Origin of the sequence: Cocleimonas sp. KMM 6892, assembly GCF_035798195.1 — a bacterium.
Classification (GTDB): Bacteria; Pseudomonadota; Gammaproteobacteria; order Thiotrichales; family Thiotrichaceae; genus Cocleimonas; species Cocleimonas flava.
This window is the reverse complement of record NZ_JAPFBV010000001.1, coordinates 340,913-362,336: the sequence shown is the minus strand read 5'-3', so window position 1 is coordinate 362,336 and position 21,424 is coordinate 340,913. Positions and strand designations below refer to the sequence as shown.

Sequence of the window (21,424 nt, the reverse complement as noted above, 5' to 3'; positions counted from 1 at the left end):
TGCACTTTTTTAAAAAAGTGCATCTAAGTAGGGGGGGGGCTGATATTTGAAGTAATTAAGTTAAATATATAATTTAAACAATAAATAGGTATTCAATGAGCATAATAAACACCATAGCGATACTCATTAGCCTCGCTGCTATCTTCAGTTACCTCAATCATAAATACCTTAAAATCCCAACCACCATCGGCTTATTAGCAATCGCGTTGATCATGTCATTAGGCATCGTACTACTCGGGAAAATGGGGCTACCGATTGAAGATCAGGCAATAGCACTCCTAAAAGGCATCGACTTTAATGAGACGCTTATGCAGGGAATGCTTAGTGCCTTGTTATTTGCAGGGGCATTACATGTGCATCTTGAAGAGTTGATTAAACAGCGCTGGATAGTCGCTATTCTAGCTAGTGTCGGCGTTATGACTTCTACCTTTCTGGTTGGTTTTGCCTCTTACTATATCTTTGGCTGGCTGGGTTTAGATATTCCCTTTATCTACTGTCTATTGTTCGGTTCTTTAATATCTCCCACAGACCCTATTGCAGTACTGGGAATCTTAAAAACAGTCGGTGCACCCAAGTCTTTAGAGACTAAAATTGCGGGTGAATCATTGTTTAACGATGGCGTAGCTGTGGTTGTGTTCCTGGTATTGTTAGGCATAGCCGGCGTTGGTGGCCATGGAGATCATGAAGAAATAAACGCTGCCAGTATTGCTGCCTTGTTTGCTCAGGAAGCAGTTGGTGGTGCCATCTTTGGTTTTGTGATTGGTTATATTGCTTATAGAATGCTGTCTTCAATCGATAATTATCAGGTTGAAATTCTAATCACACTCGGTTTAGTTTTCGGTGGTCACGCGTTAGCGAGCGCATTGCATTTATCCGGCCCAATAGCGATCGTTATTGCAGGATTGTTGATCGGTAATAGTGGGCGAAAATTTGCGATGTCTGACAAGACTCGTGAGCATCTGGATAATTTCTGGGAATTGATCGATGAAATACTCAATGCCGTTCTGTTTGTGTTGATTGGTTTAGAGGTATTGGTATTAACCTTTGATACTACCGCTGTAATTGCTGGTTTAATCATGATACCTGTAGTGCTGGCGATTCGCTTTTTCTCTGTCGGAGTACCTGTATCAATCATGAAGGCGCGTCAGACCTTTACACCTAAAATAATCAGAATCCTGACGTGGGGCGGTTTGCGTGGTGGTATATCAATTGCTTTAGTATTAACACTTCCAGCGGGTGAATATAGAGAAGCTTTGTTAATGGTTACCTATGTAATCGTCGTATTCTCAATTTTGGTGCAGGGCATGACAATAGGCAAACTGGTTAAAAGAAGGTAATCGCTTTAACTTATTCAGAGCTGACTAAATGGTTTGATAGAAACTGGTATCGAAGAGCAATAAAAAAGCTCGCTGAATAATATCAAGCGAGCTCTTAGGTGTATTTATTGTTATCAAGCTTTAAATTTAAGAGACATAAAGCTGGTAAAGATAACTGACTTTAGAACGCTCCACCCATCAGTGCGCCACCAATTCCAACAACCATCATAACGATCATAATAACGATGGTAAGCAGTGTCAGGATACCTATGAGCTTCCAGAAGCTTGCCTGATGCTTTAGAGCCGCTTCCATATCTTGCGCTGTGCCAGATGCCACAAAGCGTTTAATTGCCCCTGCGTATTTCAGTAGGAAAAGCGATATCACAAAATACAAAATGGTCATGATCAAGTACATGACGCCCATGCCTATAATCAGGCCACCACCGCCTATTCCAGATGGCATACCAGGCCCACCCATCATTGCAGCACCGCCACCGAAAAATATTCCAACGGTGCCAATAGCCATCAATGCGGTAAAGATAAAACCCACGATGGATATTAATAACACCCACGGTCTAGTGCGCTTTAGTTGATCAACAATGCCCGTTGTAATGGCATTGCCGCTGTTGTTATTTCCTATTGTTGTGCCTGCTACGTCTGATTTAGGCGTAGCAAAAGCATCATTTACGTTGCTGCTCATATCATTCCCCGAATAAAAGTAAGTGGTTTCCTATTTGATTTACTCATTGCTTGATTAATGAGCAGCTAGGACTTTACCATTAACAGTATTAATAGCGAATGAATTGGCGGTACTTTTAGTTGTATGGGGCTGGTTTTGTCTGGATTTAGTATGGCCATTCCCCAATGTAGTTGCCACGCGGGTGATAATTGCAGGCCCAAATCTGAGATTTGTCAGGGCAAATCGCTTTGGCACACCCTACTTGTTGTGATTCGTGCCAGACCATTTGAGTGAAGTGACCGCAGTCCTGACCTGGTTGACATCTATTGTTCTGATAGTCATAAAAGTTAGCTTCCTCAGCCCATGCTTTTACAATCTCTGTGGGGTGAAATCTCTGTATTTTTTTCACACCGCCACTAAATTCTTCAGGGCTTGCCCAAAACAGGTTTTCTCCATGTATTTGCTGGAATTGTCCGCCATTTTGATTGGGGCGATGAATCATTTCGCAGTTCTGTGTTTGTGCTAAATGGTCGACCCATTGTTGGGCATATTTTGATAGCTCGTTGGACCAACTGAGCGGCTGTTGGTTATATTGCGCGCGCACCTGGTTGTGCGAGGAGAGAATTCCTGAAAATTGTGCTGGCTCCGATGCAAAGCTGGAAGTATTCAGCAACATTAGGGTTGCTAATACAAACAAAGGAAGTGTTATTTTCATACAAAATAGGCTTGGTAATTTTTGATATCGCCAAGCCTACTGTATCTATTCAGGATGTCACCATTCGTCGGTATTGGTGGTTTTTACCCTCCGACAGATTAACGGTATTAGGAATAAACGGAAGAATTTCTGGAGTAAACGAATTAAATTAGTACGCTGCTGGTTTTGAGTCTTCCGTCATTTCTTCTAGCAAAATAGATTTACTCATAATCTCTTTTGGCTGTTCGATTCCCATTAACTGCATCACCGTAGGTGCAATATTACTTAAGCCTGCGCCCGTGCTTAATTTCCAGAAAGACTTGTCGATCACCAAGCAAGGTACTGGGTATACCGTATGTTGAGTATTTGGTTCTCCCGAGTATGGGTCGATATACTCATCACAGTTGCCATGATCAGCAGTCACTATTACTGAATAGTCATTGGCAACGGCTGCATCCAGTACGCGTCCGACTTCACGGTCCAAGGCTTCTACAGCTCGAATAATGGGCTCAGGAATTGCAGTGTGACCAACCATATCGCCATTGGCGAAGTTAACCACGATGAAATCATGCTCACCAGCATTGGCTGCTTTAATAATTTCATCAGCCACTTCTTTAGCGCTCATCTCTGGGCATTCGTCGTAGGTGTTCACTTTTGGAGATTCTATTAAAATACGATCTTCGCCTTCATAAGGTTGTTCTTTGCCGCCGTTTAAAAAGAAGGTGACGTGAGCATATTTCTCTGTTTCTGAACAATGCAGTTGTTTCAGACCAGCCTGACTAATGGTGTCGGCTAAATTGGTTGCAGGTCTTTCTGGTGGAAAAATTACCGGCGCATTAAATTTCTTTTCATACTCCGTCATGGTTGTTACGACAACAGGTGAATAATCACCACGATCAAACCCGTCAAAATCAGTCATACTTAAAGCTGCGGTCATTTGTCTCGGGCGATCATTACGAAAGTTGAAAAATAGCACCGCATCATCTGCTTCAATCTTTTCAGCATTCGGCATAACGCGTGGAATAACGAATTCATCATTTTCGCCGTTGGCGTAGGCATCGTCGATTGCTTGTAACACGTCGCTGGCACTTTCGCCTTTACCATTAACCATGGCTTCCCAGGCAATTTGCGTGCGATCCCAGCGGTTGTCTCTATCCATCGCGTAATAACGTCCGGAAACGGTTGCAACACTTCCACCGAATTCTTCCAGAGTATCTACCATTTGCTGTAAGTATTTCTTTGCCGATTTGGGAGATGTATCGCGTCCATCTGTAATGGCGTGTATTACAGGTTTAACCTGATTGTCATTACAGATTTTGATTAAGGCACAAAGGTGACTCACATGACTGTGCACACCACCATCAGAGACTAAACCGATAAGGTGCAAAGGTCTGTTTCTGGCTTTGGCAGAAGCAATGGTTTCGAGTAATGTCGGATTCTGCGCAAGGCTGCCATCTTCGATAGCATCATCCACACGAACCAGATTCTGTTTGATGATGATTCCACAGCCAATCGTTAAATGCCCAACTTCAGAGTTACCCATTTGTCCATCGGGTAAACCCACTGCATTTCCGGATGCTTCTAACGTAGTGTGGGGGTATTTACCAAAATATTCGTCTAAATTTGGGGTATTCGCTTCATAAACCGCATTGTTTTTCTTACTTGGGTTTACGCCAAAGCCATCCATGATAACAAGCATTGTTTTACGACGTGGGGCTGATTTTGTAGTCACTTTATTTCCCTAAGGTTGTGCTTTATATAAGCGGGCTATAATAACTGTATTGTGTTAAATATTCACTATTACAAGTCTGTAGCGCTGTTTATACCAAATTCAAGCTAAAAAAGTGTCCCAAAGTAGGGGGGGTGACTTTAATTATGACAAACTAAATGGAATTAAATTGTCATTGTCATAAACCTGTCATATTGGCTAATTATGATGCGCACCATATTAAACAATATTTATTTGGAGTCATCTTCATGAAAAAACTACCTATCCTATTGGGTGCAACATTGTCACTTCTATCTACGAGCAATTTTGCGGCGGGTAGAGATTACATAGAGATTGTTGGTTCTTCTACGGTATATCCTTTTGCTACTGTTGTGGCTGAGACCTTCGGTAAGAAAACAAAATTCAAAACGCCAAAAATTGAATCTACTGGTTCAGGTGGTGGCTTAAAGCTATTTTGTTCGGGTAATGGCATTGATACTCCAGATATTACAAATTCATCGCGTCGTATCAAACAGAGCGAGGTTGATCTTTGTGAGAAAAATGGCGTAAGCAATATAACTGAAGTTCAGGTTGGTTTTGATGGCATCGCGATCGCGAATTCAAAGAAAGGTCCAACGTTTGATCTTAGCCTTAAAGACGTGTTTTTGGCGTTAGCGAAAGAAGTACCAGGCGAGAAAGAAGGTGAGCTCATCGCAAACCCATACAAAACATGGAAAGATGTTAACCCAAGTTTGCCAGATACAAAGATTGAAGTATTAGGTCCTCCACCAACGTCGGGTACTCGTGACGCATTTGCAGAACTAGCCCTTGAAGGCGGTTGTAAGAAGATCGATTGGATCAAGGCAATGAAAAAGACCGACAAGAATAAGTACAAAGAAGTTTGTCATACCGTTCGAGAAGACGGTGCTTTCATCGAAGCTGGCGAGAACGATAACTTAATCGTTCAAAAATTAGTGAGTAATAAAGATGCTTTGGGTGTATTCGGTTACAGCTTTCTGGATCAAAACTCAGACAAGGTGAAGGGCGCGATTGTCGATGGTGTAGAGATTTCTTTCGAAAATATTGCTGACGGTAAATATGCGGTTTCTCGTCCTTTATATTTTTATGTGAAAGGTGATCACGTCGGTAAAGTACCAGGGATTGCTGAATTCCTTACGGAATTTACATCTGAAGATGCTTGGGGTGATGATGGTTATTTAACTGAAAAAGGTTTAATTCCACTCAGCGAAGAAAAGCGTGAAGAAGTGGGTAGTGCTGCAAGAGAGTTAAAAGTACTCAGTCTGGATGCGGGTTAAATATAGGTAATATAAAAATAATTAAGTAGTTGCCGAACCCTCTTCTTCTCCTAGTTATGGGGTTTGGCAACATTTTGTTTTTTCCGGCCTGAGTCGTTGATACATGCTAGATGCATAGATGACTGCATAGTTAATACAGCGCAAAAGATTTTATCTTACACTGCGAACCCGTATTAACTTCGACGATTCAGACCAGAAAGAATAAGTTCTTTTTTATTGTACTTTTAAGATTGTAATTAAATTTTTTTTGAGATAAACATGCCTACACAGACCATTCTTATTACCCTGATAGCATTGCTTATTTTTAGCTATTTTATTGGGCATAAAAGATCTATCGCAGTATCTAGTTTAGATAAGGGTAGACGTAATTTACATTCAAGACCGCACTATTACGGTTATATGGTAGCAATTTGGGCAGGTATCCCCGCGTTACTGATATTGATGCTTTGGTCTGCTTTCAACTCAAGCATTATTACTTCATTAACAGTTTCTGGTTTGCCAGATACGCTTCAAGCTGAATCCAAAGACACGCTTGGTCTAATCATTAACGAAGTAAAAAATCTCGCTGTTTCTGGTCAGATTGCCGAGGAAACAGATGCTGTAAAACGCGATGCTGCCTATCATTACCAACGTCTCCAAAGCATCAGTACTTTGGCGAAAACGGTTGTGGTTTTTGTCGCGGCTTTACTCGGTATGTTGTTTGCCTGGCGATTAATTAACCCAGAACTCAGAGCAAGAAACAAAGTAGAAACTGTAGTGCGCTGGGGAATGATCATCTGCGCCTCTATCGCGATTTTAACAACGGTAGGTATCGTGTTTTCGGTGCTTTTCGAATCGATACGATTCTTTGAATCTGTGCCAGCGAGTGATTTCCTCTTTGGTACAAAGTGGAGTCCACAAACCTCGATTAGAACTGATCAGGTGGGGAGCTCAGGTTCGTTCGGTGCTATTCCATTATTTGTTGGTACTTTATTGATCTCCGTGATCGCATTGGTAATTGCTGTACCGTTAGGGTTGATGTCAGCGATTTATCTTTCTGAATACTCAAGCAGAAGAGTGCGTTCATTTGCCAAGCCAACGCTAGAAATTCTGGCGGGTATTCCAACGGTTGTGTATGGTTTTTTCGCGGCACTTACGGTGGCTCCTTTTCTTAGAGACTTAGGCGAAACCATTGGTTTGTCTGTGGCATCAGAAAGTGCGTTAGCCGCAGGTGTGGTAATGGGAATTATGATTATCCCATTCGTGTCTTCCTTGTCAGATGACGTTATTTCCGCTGTGCCACAAGCGATGCGTGATGGTTCGTACGGCATGGGCGCAACCAAGTCAGAAACTATTCGTCAGGTTGTTATTCCTGCGGCACTCCCGGGTATAGTTGGTGGTGTGTTACTTGCGGCATCTCGTGCAATTGGTGAAACCATGATTGTGGTGATGGCGGCTGGTTTATCCGCGAATTTAACCGTCAATCCATTAGAAGCAGTGACCACGGTTACGGTGCAAATAGTCACTTTGTTAACAGGCGATCAAGAGTTTGATAGTCCTAAAACTTTAGCTGCGTTTGCGCTGGGTCTTGGTTTATTCGTTATCACCTTGTTGCTCAACTTTGTTGCGTTGCAAATTATTCGAAAGTATAGAGAGCAGTATGAGTAATTCAAATTCCACTGAAATTATAAGAGCGGGTTTAAAGAAGCGTTACGCTAGAGAAAAGCGCTTCCGTCTGTTTGGTATTGCTTCATTGATGATTAGTTTTGCCTTTTTATTGGTATTGCTTTTCACCATCGTAAGTAAGGGCTGGCCTGCTTTTCAGCAAACCTATGTGAAACTTGATATCGAGTTGGATGAGTCTGTGTTAAAAGTAAACAGTAACTCCGATGAAGATGCCTTGTATTCGGCAAACTACCAAAAAGTAGTTAGAGCGAGTCTGAACAAAATGTTTCCGGGTGTTTCAGGGCGCAAGAAAAAACGCGACTTGAGAAATATAGTAAGTAACTCGGCAGCATATACCATCCGTGATGATGTGTTGGCTGATCCGAAATTACTCGGCACCAAGCAGACTTACTGGTTTTTAGCGAAAGATGATATTGATGTTTTTATGAAGGGTAAGATAGATCGAAACCTTCCTGAAGATGAACGCCGTCTTAAAGATTATCAATTTGAGTGGATCGATAAGCTGATAGAAGAAGACAGGCTGGAAAAACGTTTCAACACAGTACTGTTTTCAAACGGTGATTCGCGAGAGCCAGAGCAGGCTGGTATGAAAGGAGCCATTATGGGTTCTTTATTCACCATGCTGGTAACCTTGATGTTATCTTTCCCGATAGCGGTTGCGGCAGCAGCTTACCTCGAAGAGTTTGCACCACAGAATAATAAGTGGGTTGATATCATCGAAATTAATATCAACAACCTGGCGGCTGTGCCTTCGATCGTATTTGGTCTATTGGGGCTGGCGGTCTATATCAATTATTTTGGTGTTCCGCGCTCCACACCGTTGATAGGTGGTTTGGTATTAACATTGATGACATTGCCTACCATAATTATTGCGAGTCGTGCGGCAATTAAATCAGTGCCACCTTCTATTAAAGAGGCGGCCATTGGTTTGGGAGCATCACGCGTCCAAACCTTATTTCAGCACACACTGCCTTTAGCAATGCCGGGTATTTTAACTGGTACGATTATCGGTATGGCGCAAGCACTGGGCGAAACAGCACCGCTGTTAATGATTGGAATGATAGCGTTCGTGGCGGAAGTGCCAACCGGAGTATTAGATCCCTCAACGGTTATGCCAGTGCAGATTTACCTGTGGTCTGACAGCCCAGAGAGAGCGTTTACTGAAAGAACCTCTGCCGCTATTATGGTGTTATTAGGGTTCTTGGTAGCGATGAACCTAATCGCCATAATGCTTAGAAAGAAATTCGAGAGACGCTGGTAAGCTTTATTCCCTGAGATAAGATCAACAGGTATAAAGTACTAGCAACGAGATTGACCAAATTTATTAATTGAGTAAAAACTATGACTGACGTTATCAATACAATGCCAGGAATGCCAAGAGCGGCTCCGTTAGAATCAGAAACGCCAAAACCTGCTGTTGATGCAATTACCGGTGAAAAGCACCGTAGTGAATTTGATGTAGAAATCAATGGCACGGTGGGTAAGCCATTAGTCGACAACGCTAAAATGAGTTCACGAAACTGTGATGTGTTTTATGGCGATAAGCAGGCAATATTTGGTGTCGACTTAGATATCGGCAACAATGAAATTATTGCCATGATCGGTCCTTCTGGTTGTGGTAAATCGACCTTTTTGCGCGTGTTAAACCGCATGAATGACACTATTTCAATTTGTCGTGTTACCGGTGAGCACACTCTGGATGGTGAAGATATTTACGGCAAGAAAACAGACCCGGTTTTACTGCGTGCCAGAGTCGGCATGGTGTTTCAGAAGCCAAACCCTTTCCCTAAGTCCATTTACGATAATGTGGCTTATGGTGCGCGTTTGCATGGTTTGGCATCTAATCGTTCTGAGCTTGATGACTTGGTAGAAGCGAGTTTGATTAAAGCAGGCTTATTCAAAGAAGTTAAAGATGATTTGCAGAAACCAGGTACAGGTTTATCAGGTGGACAGCAACAGCGTTTATGTATTGCTCGTGCGATTGCGGTAGACCCTGAAGTAATTTTAATGGATGAGCCAACCTCGGCACTTGATCCTATCGCTACAGCAACCATTGAAGAGTTAATGGATGAACTGAAATCAAACTATACCATTGCTATTGTGACTCACTCAATGCAGCAAGCTGCGCGCGTTTCGCAACGCACTGCTTACTTCCACATGGGTAAGCTGGTTGAAGTGAATGATACCGATAAGGTATTTACTAACCCTGAGCATCAATTAACAGAAAATTATATTACTGGGCGCTTTGGTTAATACATTGGTGAATAAACCTAAGCGAAATGTGCATCGTTAAAAGTACACGCTTAAAGTAACGTTAAAAGGTAAAAAAATGGAAATAGGGCAGCATATTTCACAGCGCTATAATGAAGAGCTGGAAGATATTCGAAACCAAGTGCTGAAAATGGGTGGTTTAGTAGAATCCCAGGCAGAGCAAGCGGTAAAAGCATTATTAGAGTCTGATTTTGAGCTGGCGAAAGCCGTTGCGAATGGCGATGAAGCAGTTAACCAGATGGAAGTGGATATCGATGAGGAATGCACTCGTGTGATCGCGAGAAGACAACCTACCGCTTCTGATTTACGTTTAGTTGTAGCCGTTGTAAAAGTCATTACAGACCTCGAAAGAATAGGCGATGAAGCAGAAAAAATTGCTCGCTATTCTAAAAAGCTTGCGAAAAAACAAAATATCACAAGAATGCACTCCGAGCTTTCACACATGAGTCAATTAGTCTTGACCATGCTGCATGACTCATTAGATGCATTTGCACGACTTGATGCTGATGGCGCAGTAAGAATTCTCGGTAAAGACCAGCAAGTGAATGTTGAGCTGGATAATTTGTCGAGATTATTGATTACCTTCATGATGGAAGACCCGCGTCATATAAAGAGTGCTTTGAGAGTAAGCTGGTGTGCGCGTTCATTAGAACGAATCGCTGATCATGCGCAGAATATCTGTGAATATGTTATTTACCTGGTGAAGGGTAAAGATGTACGACATACGTCTTTGGAGCATATCCGTTCGAAATACTTTCCGTATGACATTGAAGACGGCGAAGAATAAGGTCGATGAAATTAGATGTTTGAAATTTTATTAGTTGAAGACGATCATGCCATAAGAGAAATGTTACAAGGGTTTCTGCTGGGCAAGAGCTATAAGGTAAAAGCCGCTGAAAGTGGGGGGGTGGCATTTGATATGCTTGCCGAGAAGAACCCAGACCTTATTTTGCTGGATTGGATGTTGCCGGATATCAGTGGTCCCGAGATTATTAAGCAAATACGAAAAAATAAAATTCAACGAGATATACCTATCTTAATGCTTACTGCGCGCGCCGAAGAAATGGACAAGGTAAAAGGCCTTGAAGTTGGTGCGGATGACTACATGACGAAACCCGTGTCATTAAAAGAGCTAGACGCCAGAATCAAAGCATTAATCAGACGATCGCAAGGTTTAAGTGTGGATAAAACAATTACGCGTAAGTCAGATAAAGGTTCGTTGGTGATTAATCTGGAAAATAATTCGCTTTTGATCAATGATGCCACTGTGGATATTGGTCAAACAGAGTTTCGTTTATTGCATTATTTTATGCGAAAGCCAGAAAGAATACACAGCAGAGCGCAACTGTTAGATCAAGTCTGGGGACAAAGCACGTTTATTGATGAGCGTACAGTCGATGTCCATATTCTGCGTTTGCGCAAAGTGCTCAAACCTTATGAGCTTGATGACATGTTAAAGACGGTGAGGGGCGCAGGTTATCGCTTTACTGAAAAATTAGATGGATAGTAATGACTGGAGTACTGAACGCTGGCGCATCGCGTTAGTCCTGTTTGTCGCCTTTGTGGGAGGCATGCTCACGGGCTATTGGTCCTTGTCCCTGATTCTTTCGCTCGTCACTTATATCGCTTGGTTGCTGTACAAACTCAAACAACTACATATCTGGTTAATTAAGGGGGCAAGCCCCTCGTTATTACCTGACAGTAATGGCATTTGGGAACGCATTACCCAGCAAATCCAGAATACGCATAAAAAGAGTGATCGACGCAAAGATCGCATGGTGAATTTACTCAAGCGTTTGCAAGGTATTATCACCGCGCTACCTTATGCAACAGTCGTGCTTAACGGCAATAATGAAATCGATTGGGCAAACGGTATTTCGCAGGTCTATTTAAATGTCGATATCAAAAAAGACAGAGGGCAACGTATCGATAACATTATTCGCTTACCGCAAGTGAATAAACTGCTGGAAACAAAATCCACCAAAGAAATAGAAGTAAGTCTACCTACAGGCGATTACGGCCTTGAAAGACAAGTGGCGATTCAGATTATCCCGGTTCAGGGGGATTTGAAGTTATTAGTCGCAAGAGATGTGAGTGAACGCGCTACCATCTATAGAATGCGTAAAAACTTCATCGCCAATGCATCACACGAACTACGTACGCCGTTGACGGTAATAGCAGGTTATCTCGAGATTATGCAGGAAGATGATAATCTACCTGATAGCTTGCAACCTGCAGTGTTAGCAGCCTCTGATCAATCTATTAGAATGCAGCGCATTATCGAAGATCTACTCACTTTGTCACGTCTGGAAAATTCCGAGCTGAGCGATAACTCGAGCAGCATCATCGACGTACCTTCAGTTCTGAATAGAATCTGCCATGATGAAGCGACATTGATTACCGGTGATACGCATATTATAGAAAAAGACATTGATGAGAGCTTGAAGATAAAAGGCTCTGATGCGGAAATTATCAGTGTATGCAGCAATCTCGTCCACAATTCAGTCCGCCACACTCAGGATGGCACCAAAGTAAAAGTGATTTGGAAGAAATCTGCAAAAGGCGAAGGCTGCCTCTCTGTTGTCGATGATGGTCAAGGCATTCCGGCTGAGCATTTAATGCATTTAACGGAGCGTTTTTATCGTGTCGATAAAGGGCGTTCTCGCGATAAAGGCGGCACGGGTTTAGGTCTGGCAATTGTTCAACATATTGCCCAACGACATGGCGCCAAGCTGGATATCAAAAGTGAAGTGGGCAGAGGCTCAACGTTTTCTGTGTGTTTCCCTGCCAGTCGAGTTGTAGACGACTAATTCCTTGTTAATTTTTTGATTAGGCACCCCCCTACTTATAGGCGTTTTTTTTAATATCTATTTAGGGAGGTGCAAATGTATAAGCGTTGCCTTTCATTTAATTCATCAGACTTTCTTGTTTATTTCTCTCTCTAGTTTTATATAGATCCGATTAAAATCTGCATTTCATAAAACCTTAACCATTTTGTAATTTAACCTTCATATTATCTTCTTACTATTCCCTGGCTTGCTACGGCATTTTATAAATCAAACCAAAAAGGAATAATTGTGAGTAAAGAAACATTTGACCCAACGCGTTATAACCATAGCGCTAATGAGCCATTTTCATCCGTGCTAGAAAAAAAGCTATCAAGACGTGACGTACTTAAAGGTGGTGCTGCATTTGCTGCTTTAGGTCTGTTCAGTAGTTTTGGATTAGCGGGTTGTAACAGCAGCAGTAGTAGTGATGATGAAGCATCAGAATCTCTTTCATTAGGTTTTAAATCTATCGCAGGATCTAAAACAGACGCTGTTGTGGTGCCATTAGGTTATAGCGCTCAGGTGTTAGCACCATGGGGAACGCCGCTAAACAGCATCGCTTCTGAGTGGAAGAGTGACGGTACTAACACCGCCTTAGACCAGGCGAATTCACTCGGTATGCATCATGATGGTATGCAATTCTTTCCTCTGGATGGCAGTTCAACAGACGGTCTTTTATGTATCAATCATGAATATATTGATAGCAATGCGCTGCACTACGACGGGGCGGTTAGAGATTCGGAATTTGTACGTAAAGAAATAAATGCACATGGCGTTACGGTAGTGCGTGTTCAATTAACGGATAACGGCTGGCAAGTGGTTAAAGATGACGCTCATAATCGTCGTTTTACTGCAGCAACTGAGATGGATATTTCTGGTCCATTAGCGATGACAGCGGCATTAATCACACCTTTTTCAACGGCGGGTAACAAAACACGCGGTACTTTGAATAACTGTGGAAACGGTTCTACACCTTGGGGAACTTACTTAACATGTGAAGAAAACTGGCCAGGTTATTTTGTTGCCGATGAAGCAACCATGACTGAAGACCAGAAGCGAATTGGTATTTCAAGTTTAACCAGTGGCAGATACAACTGGCATGATCAAGCGGGTAGTGCAGATGAAGTTCAAGGTGAATTTAGTCGATTTAACCTAACACCAACTGGCGCAAATGCCTTGGAAGACTATAGAAATGAGGCAAATGGCTACGGGTATATCGTAGAAATTGATCCTTATAACCCAGATTCTACAGCGGTTAAAAGAACCGCGTTAGGACGTTTTCGTCATGAAGGCTGTGCTTACGGTAAGTTAGAAGCTGGCAAGCCGATTGTGTTTTATTCCGGGCATGATTCACGTTTTGAGTATCTGTATAAATTTGAATCAACTGCAATGTGGGATCCTGCAGATGCTGACAGAACAGATCGTTTGGACGTTGGTGCTAAGTACATGGATTCTGGCACTTTATACGTAGCGCGTTTTGATGATGATGGAAAAGGAATGTGGTTACCTTTGGTATTAACTACTCCATCTGCCGACGGTAGCGAAACATTGGCAAATAGCTTTAGCAGCCAGGCTGATATCATTCTTAATACAGCTGGTGCGGCAGATATAGTTGGGGCAACCCCAATGGATCGTCCTGAGTGGACAGCAGTAGACCCAGTAACGGGCACGGTTTACCTGACACTCACCAACAATACGCAGCGAACCGATACGACTAACCCGGCAAACCCACGTTTGAATAATGCGTTCGGACATATTATTCGTTGGGATGAAGTCGAGGGTAGCAATGAGTTTGATTGGGATATCTTTGTCTTTGGATCACCTGAAGACGCAGATGCTGAAACAAATCTTTCGGGGCTGGATGAATTCAATCAGTTTGCGAGCCCAGATGGTATGGCTTTTGATGCACGCGGAATTATGTGGGTACAAACCGATAACGGTGCTGACGAAGTGACTAGTTATACCAACGATCAAATGCTAGCGGTTGTTCCCTCTAAACTGGTCGATGCGGACGGTAATCAGGAAGTATTATCTGCAAGCAATCAAGCAGAGCTGAGACGTTTCTTTGTTGGGCCGAATAATTGTGAAGTCACAGGGCTTTCTTTGACGCCTGATCAAAAGAATTTCTTTGTGAATATTCAGCATCCGGGTAATTGGCCTTATAGCACAAACGCGGCAGAGGAAACGCCTGCAGGAACTAGCGTTCGCCCTCGTGCCTCAACTGTCGTTATTATGAAAGATGATAATGGCGAGATTGGTGTATAGATTAGTGGCAAGCACTAAATGTTGAAGCTGTAATAACAGCGAATTTAAGCCTCATTAATGATCGTATTAATGGGGCTTTTTTTATCCATTTATTTGCAGATATTTCTACACAAGAGGTTTTTTGTCATCGTTCTGAAATATTGATGTGCTTGAATAGCAAGGTCAATGAATAAAAACAGCAGGGCTATGAATACAATACTATTAGTCGAAGATGAGAAGCCAATCCGATCGATGCTTGACTTCGCTTTAAAAAAAGCAGGCTTTCAAACATTAGAAGCAGAAGACGCTTCTCAGACACGGTTACTGTTAAAGAACAATGATCCAGATCTGATCTTGATGGACTGGATGCTGCCTGATGCATCAGGTGTCGATATAGTCAGATCGTTAAAAGGTCAGGTTTCAACCTGTCAAATTCCTATTATCATGCTTACCGCAAAATCAGAGGAAGCGAACAAAGTTTCGGGCTTGAATGCGGGCGCTGATGACTATGTGACCAAGCCTTTTTCTCCCAAAGAGCTGATAGCAAGAATTCAAGCCGTTTTAAGACGCAGTAATCAAGAGGCTGAAGAGCAGGATGTGATTCGTGTCGGCCAGCTAGAAATTGATAGATTGTCACACCGTGTCTCGTTAGTGGGAGAGGCATTAGATTTAGGCCCAACTGAATACAGGCTGTTGTTATTTTTAATCGAACACCCAGATCGTGTTTTTAGTCGGGAAAATCTATTGAATCAGGTTTGGAGTCGCAGTCCTTATGTTGAAGAGCGCACTGTGGATGTCCATATTTTAAGATTACGCCGAGCCCTGGCGATAGAAGGTTATGACAACGCCATACAAACCGTTCGTGGCATTGGTTATCGTTTTCACTGTGATAAGCGCTGAATCAGAACTTAGTCAGAGTTAAGCCAGAGATGAGCCAGAATTAACAAGCGCTGGATGCATTGTCATAAAACCTTAACAATTCTGTAATAAAGCGGTCACATTCCAAAACTATTATTTGCGCAGCTTTGGTGAGCAATGAATCACGTTGTTACCAATCTTGTATTAATGATTTTATATAAAAACTTTGGAGCAAAAATAAATGAAAAAAGTAAGCTTGGTTGTTGCAACGGCAATAGCAACCCTTTCATTCTCGAATGCAATGGCTCGCGACCATATCGAAATCGTAGGTTCTTCTACGGTTTATCCTTTCTCTACAGTAGTTGCAGAGACGTTTGGTAAGAAGACTAAATTCAAGACACCTAAAATCGAATCTACAGGATCAGGTGGCGGAATGAAGCTTTTCTGTGAGGGTAACGGTATCGATACACCAGATATCACTAATGCTTCAAGAAGAATTAAAGAATCAGAATTCAAAAAATGTGCAGATAACGGCATTAAACTAACAGAAGTTAAAGTAGGGTACGATGGTATTGCTATCGCTAATTCGAAAGCTTCTCCAAAGTATGCGTTAACGCGTCAGGCTATCTTCTTCGCAGTAGCAAAGCAGGTACCTGAAACTGACGGAAAAGGTGGTTACACAGGTAAATTGATCCCTAATACTTACACTAAATGGAATCAGATTTTCCCATCATTACCAGCAACTGACATTAAAGTAATGGGTCCACCACCAACATCAGGAACTCGCGATGCATTTGCTGAGCTTGCAATGGAAGGTGGTTGTAAGACTGTTCCATGGATCAAAGCGCTTAAGAAGACAGACAAAAAACAATACAAGAACATTTGTCACACAGTGCGTGAAGATGGTGTGTATGTTGAAGCTGGCGAAAACGATAACTTAATCGTACAGAAGCTTGTTGCTAGCCCTGATATGTTGGGTGTATTTGGATTTAGCTTCCTTGATCAAAACTCTGACAAGGTACAAGGCTCAAGCATCGACGGTAAAGAACTAAACTTTGACACGATTGCTTCGGGTGAATACCCAGTATCTCGTCCACTTTACATGTACATCAAAAATGACCATGTGGGTAAAGTACCGGGTATCAAAGAGTTTGTTGCTGAATTCGTTTCAGATAACACTTGGGGTGAAGATGGCTACTTGGCTGAAAAGGGTATGATTCCAATGCCTGATGATGAGCGCAAATCTTTTTCTTCAGCTGCAACTTCTTTAAAAGCATTATCAATGTAAGCTTTTAAAATGCAAAAATGTAGTATTTGTTACATCAAAGAGCCCGCTTAGCGGGCTCTTTTTTTGTTTGTAAAACAGTAAATATCAAAACCCACCACCCTACTTAGGGGCCGTTTTTTTAAATAACGGCGAAGTCGGTGGTGATTAACTGGTAGGCAATACTGAACATCACTAACCCGATAAGAATATTAAGAAACTTCCATGCATTCGGTTTAGCAAATACGGGCGCTAGTAAGCGTGCTCCATACCCTAACGAAAAGAACCAAATGAATGATGCGCACACTGCGCCAATGGTAAAATACAGTCGTTGTTCGCTTGAATAAGGTGAGGCAATGCTGCCAATGAGCAACACAGTATCAAGATAGACGTGCGGGTTTAAAAATGTCAGTGCTAAAACGGTAGTCACAACTTTACGTAAGTTTTGTGAGTTACCATCTGCTGCCGCAATTTCTAGTGTTTCACTTTTAAACGCAGAGCGAAGGCTCATTAATCCAAAAATAATAAGATAGGTCGCGCCCAACCAGGTAATGATCTTCAGCCAGTCTGGGTGGTTATGCACAAACTTTCCTAATCCACTTGTACCGATCACTATTAAAATGGCATCCGATAAAGCGCAAATTAGGCAGATGATAAATACGTGTCGCTTAATCAGCCCTTGTTTAAGGACGTAAGCATTTTGGGCGCCTATAGCTATGATCAGGCTGGCACCTAAGATCAAGCCTGTAAAAAATATACTCATATTTGAAATCGTGTTTGTGGGCTGGGAGCAGATCTTTCGATGAGCTAAGCAAGGTATGTAAAACAGCTTTGTAGTTTAACTTACGAGTGCAGTGGGGTAACAATGTTATTTTAAAAGATGCTCTTCAGGAAAAAGCACCTTAAAAATATCGCTCAAAGTAGGGGGGTGACTTATCTAAAAATGAGAGTGATGAGGGGCCTAGAAAAGTCTTATCTCAGGAAGAAAAAAAGCCCACAAACAACATAGTATTTGCAGGCTTTTTTAGTGGTCTATCAATTACACTCTTATTAGGTGACTTGCTATTGCCATTAAAATGATAAAAAGCGTACTGCCAACTAATGATCTAACAATTGGCGGTAGAACTTCGCAATTATCATCGTTTTTTAATGATGTTAGCCCTAATAAGTTTTTAATTAAACACGCCATAGGATGCTCCCCTTCGTGATTCTTTAAAAACAATAAACTATAAATATTTAGAAGGATAGATGAAAGCTGTGGCCGCTATTCCACGACTCATGAAACTATCATTAAATATTCATAGGTATAATAATAGTAGCATGAAAAAACTGAATAGTTCATTGTAATTCAGTCTAAAGATGAGGTTTGATATTTATCAAAGCTTTGTTTTTATTAGATTTATTTAGCACTCAAAAGATTATTCTTAATCTTTTGAGTCTTCATCCTTTTTAGTAGGAGCGTTTTCTTTTGTATCATCTTTAGCAGTATCGTCGATGTCAGTATCTGAATTATCTTCAGTCTTGTCATCATTAGTTTCATCACTGCTTTGATCAGTAATGTTATCTTCGTCTGCTTCAATACGATCCAGTTCAGCTTCCATTTCGTCGTCGGTAAGCTCTTCAAAATCTTCAACCACGTCAGTGCCATAGAATTTTTCAGCTTCTTCTGACTCACTTATTTCGCCACTACCTTCAGACAGAGAATCTTCGTTATCTTTATTATCAGTCTCTTTAGACTCGTCTACAGCATCAGATGGGCTGGACATATCGAAAGCATCATCATCGGTGTATTCGTTAAGCCCTGTCTCATTATTTTCATCATTATGAATAGTGTTGTCAGAATCGTCTTCATCAAACTCTTCATAATAATTATCATCATCTTCCCAGAGTTTATCCGCACTAATAGCGGCGGTGCCTGCTGCTGCAGAAGCGGCAGTTTTCTCGGCAGCCTCTTTTTCAGCATTGATGTTATCTTTGGCTTCGCTCGCTTCTTCGATTCGTGTTTTAAAGAAGCCGCTAAAAATGATGCCCAATTCAAACAATAACCACATTGGAATGGCTAACATAATTTGCGAGATTACATCAGGAGGCGTTAACAACATGCCAACAACAAAAGCACCAACGATGACATACGGGCGCTTTTTCTTTAAATCTTCAGCGGTCGTCATACCCGTGCTAATCAGTAATATCGTGGCGATTGGCATTTCAAAACCAAAGCCAAATGCCATAAACATCATGATGGTAAAATCGAGATACTGCGCGATATCCGGGCTAAAGACGGCTACTTCAGGTGCAAATTGCGGAATGATCTTAAACATCATCGGTAGCAGAATGTAATATACAAAAGCTATGCCGAGATAGAAGAGGAAAATACTCGAAGCAATCAGTGGATAAATTAAGCGTTTCTCGTGCTTATACAAGCCTGGCGCAACAAACGACCATAGCTGGTAAAACAGGTAAGGCAGGGCAATTAAAAAAGCCACCATTAAGGTTAGCTTCATGGGAATAAGAAATGGCGCGACAGGGCCAATGATTAACATTTCCTGGCCTTGATCAACCAGTGGAGCTGCTAGCCAGTTATAGATATTTTTAGCGAAGGGAAATAGACAAACAAAGGCAACAAAGATAACGATAACCGCTCTTAGTAGGCGGTCTCGCATTTCGATAAGATGAGAAAGAAAACCACCCGTAGCGGTTGCTGGCAGTTCACTGGCCGAAGTTTTACTATCGCTCATACTGTCTATTTACTACTTGTTGAGGAAGCTTTTTCGGCTTCATTGATGCTATCACCGAGCATTTCCGCAGCCTCATTAACTTCACTAGAAACTTCGTTGCTGGTGTTTTTCATCATGTCTCGTAATTCACTGATTTCTTCTTTCTGTTGGGCAAGCATGGATTGCATTTCATCTGCGCGAATTTCTTTTTCGATATCTTCGCGTGTATTCGCAATAAATGCCTTCATTTTACCAACAAATTTACCTACCTTTGAAGCAAGGCCGGGTAATCGTTCAGGGCCTACCACTAGCAGTGCAATCACGCCAATGACAAGCATTTCCAGAAAGCCAGAATCAAACATTAAAAACTACTCGAAAGGGGTTAGTCTAAAATTGTGAAAAACTTATGACTTAGTGGTGTCTTTAACTTTTGAAGTCGCGTCGATAACATCGTCAGCAGCATCTTCAATCGATTCTTTCTTGGCATTCACGCTATCTGCGCCACTTTTCATAGAGTCTTTGAAGTTTTTAACCGCTCCGCCTAAATCACCACCCGCATTGCGTAGGCGCTTTGTGCCGAAGATAACCACTACGATTACTAAGATAATTAATAGTGACCATGGGCTAATTCCGCCTAATCCAAATCCGTATAACATACTATTCCTCTCTTCTGTGATTCTTTAATGTACCGCTAACATCTCTAAGTTAGAGACTTTTAATTTAATGCTTTTATCTGGTGCGTTTACTGTCGACTTGCTTTTTCGACTAGACCAGATGTTCCAAATCGACGTTCTAATTCTTTTAACACGTCATCTGGGTGTAAATTTTGTTGTGCTAATAATACTAGGGTATGAAACCATAAGTCAGCAACTTCGTAGACTATTTTATCTGGGCTTTTGCCGTTTTCAGTATCTTTGGCAGCCATCACGACTTCCGTCGCTTCTTCGCCTACCTTTTTAAGAATCGCATCCAATCCTTTGTCATACAATTTTGCTACGTATGAACTGTCAGGTTCAGCCGATTTGCGAGCCTCAAGAACATCTGCAACGTCTCTAAGCGTATTATTACTCATACTCTTATCCATAATATGTCCTTAAATGCGCATTTCAATGCCTTGATCCTGCATAAATTGTTTGGCTTCACCAACGGTGTATTCATTAAAGTGAAAAATACTTGCCGCTAAAACTGCATCAGCGCCAGCGATGGTCACGCCATCGGCTAAATGCTGAAGATTACCTACACCGCCAGAAGCGATAACAGGGATATTAACAGCATCTACGATCGCTTTTGTTAAAGGTAGGTTAAAACCTGATTTTGTGCCATCTTTATCCATGCTGGTGACAAGCAGTTCGCCAGCACCATAGTCTGCCATTTTTTTTGCCCATTCAACGGCATCGATACCTGTGTCGTTGCGGCCACCGTGGGTGAATATATCCCACTTATCTGGTTCGCCTTCTTTGCTGACTTTTTTGGCATCAATGGCAACAACAATGCATTGAGAGCCATAGTATTCAGCGGCTTGTTTTACTAATTCTGGGTTGTGAATGGCAGCGGTGTTGATTGCTACTTTATCCGCGCCGGCGTTGAGCATTGTGCGAACATCTTCCAGTTTGCGAATACCACCACCAACAGTCAGAGGTATAAACACTTCGGATGCGATCGCTTCAACCATGTGGACCGTGGTTTCACGATCATCAGAGCTTGCAGTTATATCCAGAAAAGTGATTTCATCTGCGCCTTCGCGATTATAGCGTGCGGCAACTTCAACCGGATCACCCGCATCGCGGATATCGACGAAGTTAACACCTTTCACGACGCGTCCATTATCAACGTCGAGACAAGGGATAATGCGTTTTGCTAATCCCAT

20 protein-coding genes are annotated in these 21,424 nt (G+C 42.0%); 11 read left to right on the top strand and 9 right to left on the bottom strand.

The features are described from left to right. Positions 1–95 precede the first annotated feature (95 nt). A complete protein-coding gene (locus tag OO007_RS01660) occupies positions 96–1,337 on the top strand; it encodes a cation:proton antiporter (RefSeq protein WP_325807485.1) in 1,242 nt (413 codons plus the stop codon). A gap of 160 nt (positions 1,338–1,497) precedes the next feature. Here the strand turns inward: OO007_RS01660 and OO007_RS01655 are convergent, their stop codons facing one another. From OO007_RS01655 to gpmI, 3 genes are all read right to left on the bottom strand, one after another. Then, positions 1,498–2,016 (bottom strand): DUF5362 family protein, encoded by a 519-nt coding sequence (locus OO007_RS01655; RefSeq protein ID WP_325807484.1) that lies wholly within the window; start codon positions 2,014–2,016, stop codon positions 1,498–1,500. 145 nt (positions 2,017–2,161) lie between these two features. After that, positions 2,162–2,710, bottom strand: coding sequence for a CAP domain-containing protein (locus OO007_RS01650; protein WP_325807483.1), 549 nt, complete (start codon positions 2,708–2,710; stop codon positions 2,162–2,164). A gap of 148 nt (positions 2,711–2,858) precedes the next feature. Beyond that, the gene (gene gpmI / locus OO007_RS01645; RefSeq protein WP_243651432.1) at positions 2,859–4,421 is read right to left on the bottom strand and encodes a 2,3-bisphosphoglycerate-independent phosphoglycerate mutase; all 1,563 of its coding nucleotides are present in this window, start codon (positions 4,419–4,421) and stop codon (positions 2,859–2,861) included. A gap of 245 nt (positions 4,422–4,666) precedes the next feature. Here gpmI and OO007_RS01640 point away from each other — a divergent pair, with 245 nt between their 5' ends. The 10 genes from OO007_RS01640 to OO007_RS01595 all read left to right on the top strand — a co-directional run bounded on the left by OO007_RS01640 (position 4,667) and on the right by OO007_RS01595 (position 16,867). After that, complete coding sequence (locus tag OO007_RS01640) at positions 4,667–5,713, top strand: PstS family phosphate ABC transporter substrate-binding protein (protein WP_325807482.1); 1,047 nt, start codon at positions 4,667–4,669, stop codon at positions 5,711–5,713. Between the two features lie 258 nt (positions 5,714–5,971). Next, positions 5,972–7,360, top strand: coding sequence for a phosphate ABC transporter permease subunit PstC (pstC, locus tag OO007_RS01635; protein ID WP_325807481.1), 1,389 nt, complete (start codon positions 5,972–5,974; stop codon positions 7,358–7,360). After that, positions 7,353–8,639 carry a phosphate ABC transporter permease PstA gene (pstA, locus tag OO007_RS01630; protein ID WP_325807480.1) on the top strand — a complete coding sequence of 429 codons (1,287 nt, stop codon included), beginning with the start codon at positions 7,353–7,355 and terminating at the stop codon, positions 8,637–8,639. The genes pstC and pstA overlap by 8 nt, the downstream gene beginning before the upstream one ends. Positions 8,640–8,719: 80 nt before the next feature. Continuing rightward, positions 8,720–9,631, top strand: a complete 912-nt coding sequence (gene pstB, locus OO007_RS01625; protein WP_442784325.1) for a phosphate ABC transporter ATP-binding protein PstB — start codon at positions 8,720–8,722, stop codon at positions 9,629–9,631. Positions 9,632–9,707: 76 nt separating this feature from the next. Beyond that, complete coding sequence (gene phoU / locus OO007_RS01620) at positions 9,708–10,436, top strand: phosphate signaling complex protein PhoU (protein WP_131904288.1); 729 nt, start codon at positions 9,708–9,710, stop codon at positions 10,434–10,436. Between the two features lie 15 nt (positions 10,437–10,451). After that, positions 10,452–11,156 carry a response regulator gene (locus OO007_RS01615; protein WP_325807479.1) on the top strand — a complete coding sequence of 235 codons (705 nt, stop codon included), beginning with the start codon at positions 10,452–10,454 and terminating at the stop codon, positions 11,154–11,156. Next, on the top strand, positions 11,149–12,459 hold the full coding sequence (gene phoR, locus OO007_RS01610; protein ID WP_131904286.1) for a phosphate regulon sensor histidine kinase PhoR: 1,311 nt from the start codon (positions 11,149–11,151) through the stop codon (positions 12,457–12,459). Before OO007_RS01615 ends, phoR begins: the two co-directional genes overlap by 8 nt. A 267-nt stretch (positions 12,460–12,726) precedes the next feature. Further along, on the top strand, positions 12,727–14,742 hold the full coding sequence (locus OO007_RS01605; protein ID WP_325807478.1) for a PhoX family protein: 2,016 nt from the start codon (positions 12,727–12,729) through the stop codon (positions 14,740–14,742). A gap of 186 nt (positions 14,743–14,928) precedes the next feature. Beyond that, positions 14,929–15,621 carry a phosphate regulon transcriptional regulator PhoB gene (phoB, locus tag OO007_RS01600; protein WP_131904284.1) on the top strand — a complete coding sequence of 231 codons (693 nt, stop codon included), beginning with the start codon at positions 14,929–14,931 and terminating at the stop codon, positions 15,619–15,621. Between the two features lie 199 nt (positions 15,622–15,820). Further along, the gene (locus tag OO007_RS01595; RefSeq protein ID WP_131904283.1) at positions 15,821–16,867 is read left to right on the top strand and encodes a substrate-binding domain-containing protein; all 1,047 of its coding nucleotides are present in this window, start codon (positions 15,821–15,823) and stop codon (positions 16,865–16,867) included. A 118-nt stretch (positions 16,868–16,985) separates the two neighbouring features. On the opposite strand, the gene OO007_RS01590 is transcribed toward OO007_RS01595, so the two are convergent. From OO007_RS01590 to hisF, 6 genes are all read right to left on the bottom strand, one after another. Further along, entirely contained in the window at positions 16,986–17,606 is a 621-nt protein-coding gene (locus tag OO007_RS01590) for a LysE/ArgO family amino acid transporter (RefSeq protein WP_325807477.1), read from the bottom strand. A 661-nt stretch (positions 17,607–18,267) separates the two neighbouring features. After that, entirely contained in the window at positions 18,268–19,578 is a 1,311-nt protein-coding gene (tatC, locus tag OO007_RS01585; protein WP_325807476.1) for a twin-arginine translocase subunit TatC, read from the bottom strand. Positions 19,579–19,583: 5 nt separating this feature from the next. Further along, positions 19,584–19,919 (bottom strand): Sec-independent protein translocase protein TatB, encoded by a 336-nt coding sequence (gene tatB, locus OO007_RS01580; RefSeq protein WP_325807475.1) that lies wholly within the window; start codon positions 19,917–19,919, stop codon positions 19,584–19,586. Positions 19,920–19,961: 42 nt separating this feature from the next. Next, positions 19,962–20,213 (bottom strand): Sec-independent protein translocase subunit TatA, encoded by a 252-nt coding sequence (gene tatA, locus OO007_RS01575; protein ID WP_131904279.1) that lies wholly within the window; start codon positions 20,211–20,213, stop codon positions 19,962–19,964. A gap of 86 nt (positions 20,214–20,299) precedes the next feature. Continuing rightward, entirely contained in the window at positions 20,300–20,641 is a 342-nt protein-coding gene (locus OO007_RS01570; protein WP_325807474.1) for a phosphoribosyl-ATP diphosphatase, read from the bottom strand. Between the two features lie 9 nt (positions 20,642–20,650). After that, complete coding sequence (hisF, locus tag OO007_RS01565; RefSeq protein WP_325808046.1) at positions 20,651–21,424, bottom strand: imidazole glycerol phosphate synthase subunit HisF; 774 nt, start codon at positions 21,422–21,424, stop codon at positions 20,651–20,653.

Bases quoted from the DNA above. Each gene is read 5' to 3' on its own strand.
- OO007_RS01660 (WP_325807485.1), top strand. From the start codon at position 96: ATGAGCATAATAAACACCATAGCGATACTCATTAGCCTCGCTGCTATC.
- OO007_RS01655 (WP_325807484.1), bottom strand. From the start codon at position 2,016: ATGAGCAGCAACGTAAATGATGCTTTTGCTACGCCTAAATCAGACGTA.
- OO007_RS01650 (WP_325807483.1), bottom strand. From the start codon at position 2,710: ATGAAAATAACACTTCCTTTGTTTGTATTAGCAACCCTAATGTTGCTG.
- OO007_RS01640 (WP_325807482.1), top strand. From the start codon at position 4,667: ATGAAAAAACTACCTATCCTATTGGGTGCAACATTGTCACTTCTATCT.
- pstC (WP_325807481.1), top strand. From the start codon at position 5,972: ATGCCTACACAGACCATTCTTATTACCCTGATAGCATTGCTTATTTTT.
- pstA (WP_325807480.1), top strand. From the start codon at position 7,353: ATGAGTAATTCAAATTCCACTGAAATTATAAGAGCGGGTTTAAAGAAG.
- pstB (WP_442784325.1), top strand. From the start codon at position 8,720: ATGACTGACGTTATCAATACAATGCCAGGAATGCCAAGAGCGGCTCCG.
- phoU (WP_131904288.1), top strand. From the start codon at position 9,708: ATGGAAATAGGGCAGCATATTTCACAGCGCTATAATGAAGAGCTGGAA.
- OO007_RS01615 (WP_325807479.1), top strand. From the start codon at position 10,452: ATGTTTGAAATTTTATTAGTTGAAGACGATCATGCCATAAGAGAAATG.
- phoR (WP_131904286.1), top strand. From the start codon at position 11,149: ATGGATAGTAATGACTGGAGTACTGAACGCTGGCGCATCGCGTTAGTC.
- phoB (WP_131904284.1), top strand. From the start codon at position 14,929: ATGAATACAATACTATTAGTCGAAGATGAGAAGCCAATCCGATCGATG.
- OO007_RS01595 (WP_131904283.1), top strand. From the start codon at position 15,821: ATGAAAAAAGTAAGCTTGGTTGTTGCAACGGCAATAGCAACCCTTTCA.
- OO007_RS01590 (WP_325807477.1), bottom strand. From the start codon at position 17,606: ATGAGTATATTTTTTACAGGCTTGATCTTAGGTGCCAGCCTGATCATA.
- tatC (WP_325807476.1), bottom strand. From the start codon at position 19,578: ATGAGCGATAGTAAAACTTCGGCCAGTGAACTGCCAGCAACCGCTACG.
- tatB (WP_325807475.1), bottom strand. From the start codon at position 19,919: ATGTTTGATTCTGGCTTTCTGGAAATGCTTGTCATTGGCGTGATTGCA.
- tatA (WP_131904279.1), bottom strand. From the start codon at position 20,213: ATGTTATACGGATTTGGATTAGGCGGAATTAGCCCATGGTCACTATTA.
- OO007_RS01570 (WP_325807474.1), bottom strand. From the start codon at position 20,641: ATGGATAAGAGTATGAGTAATAATACGCTTAGAGACGTTGCAGATGTT.
- hisF (WP_325808046.1), bottom strand. From the start codon at position 21,424: ATGGGATTAGCAAAACGCATTATCCCTTGTCTCGACGTTGATAATGGA.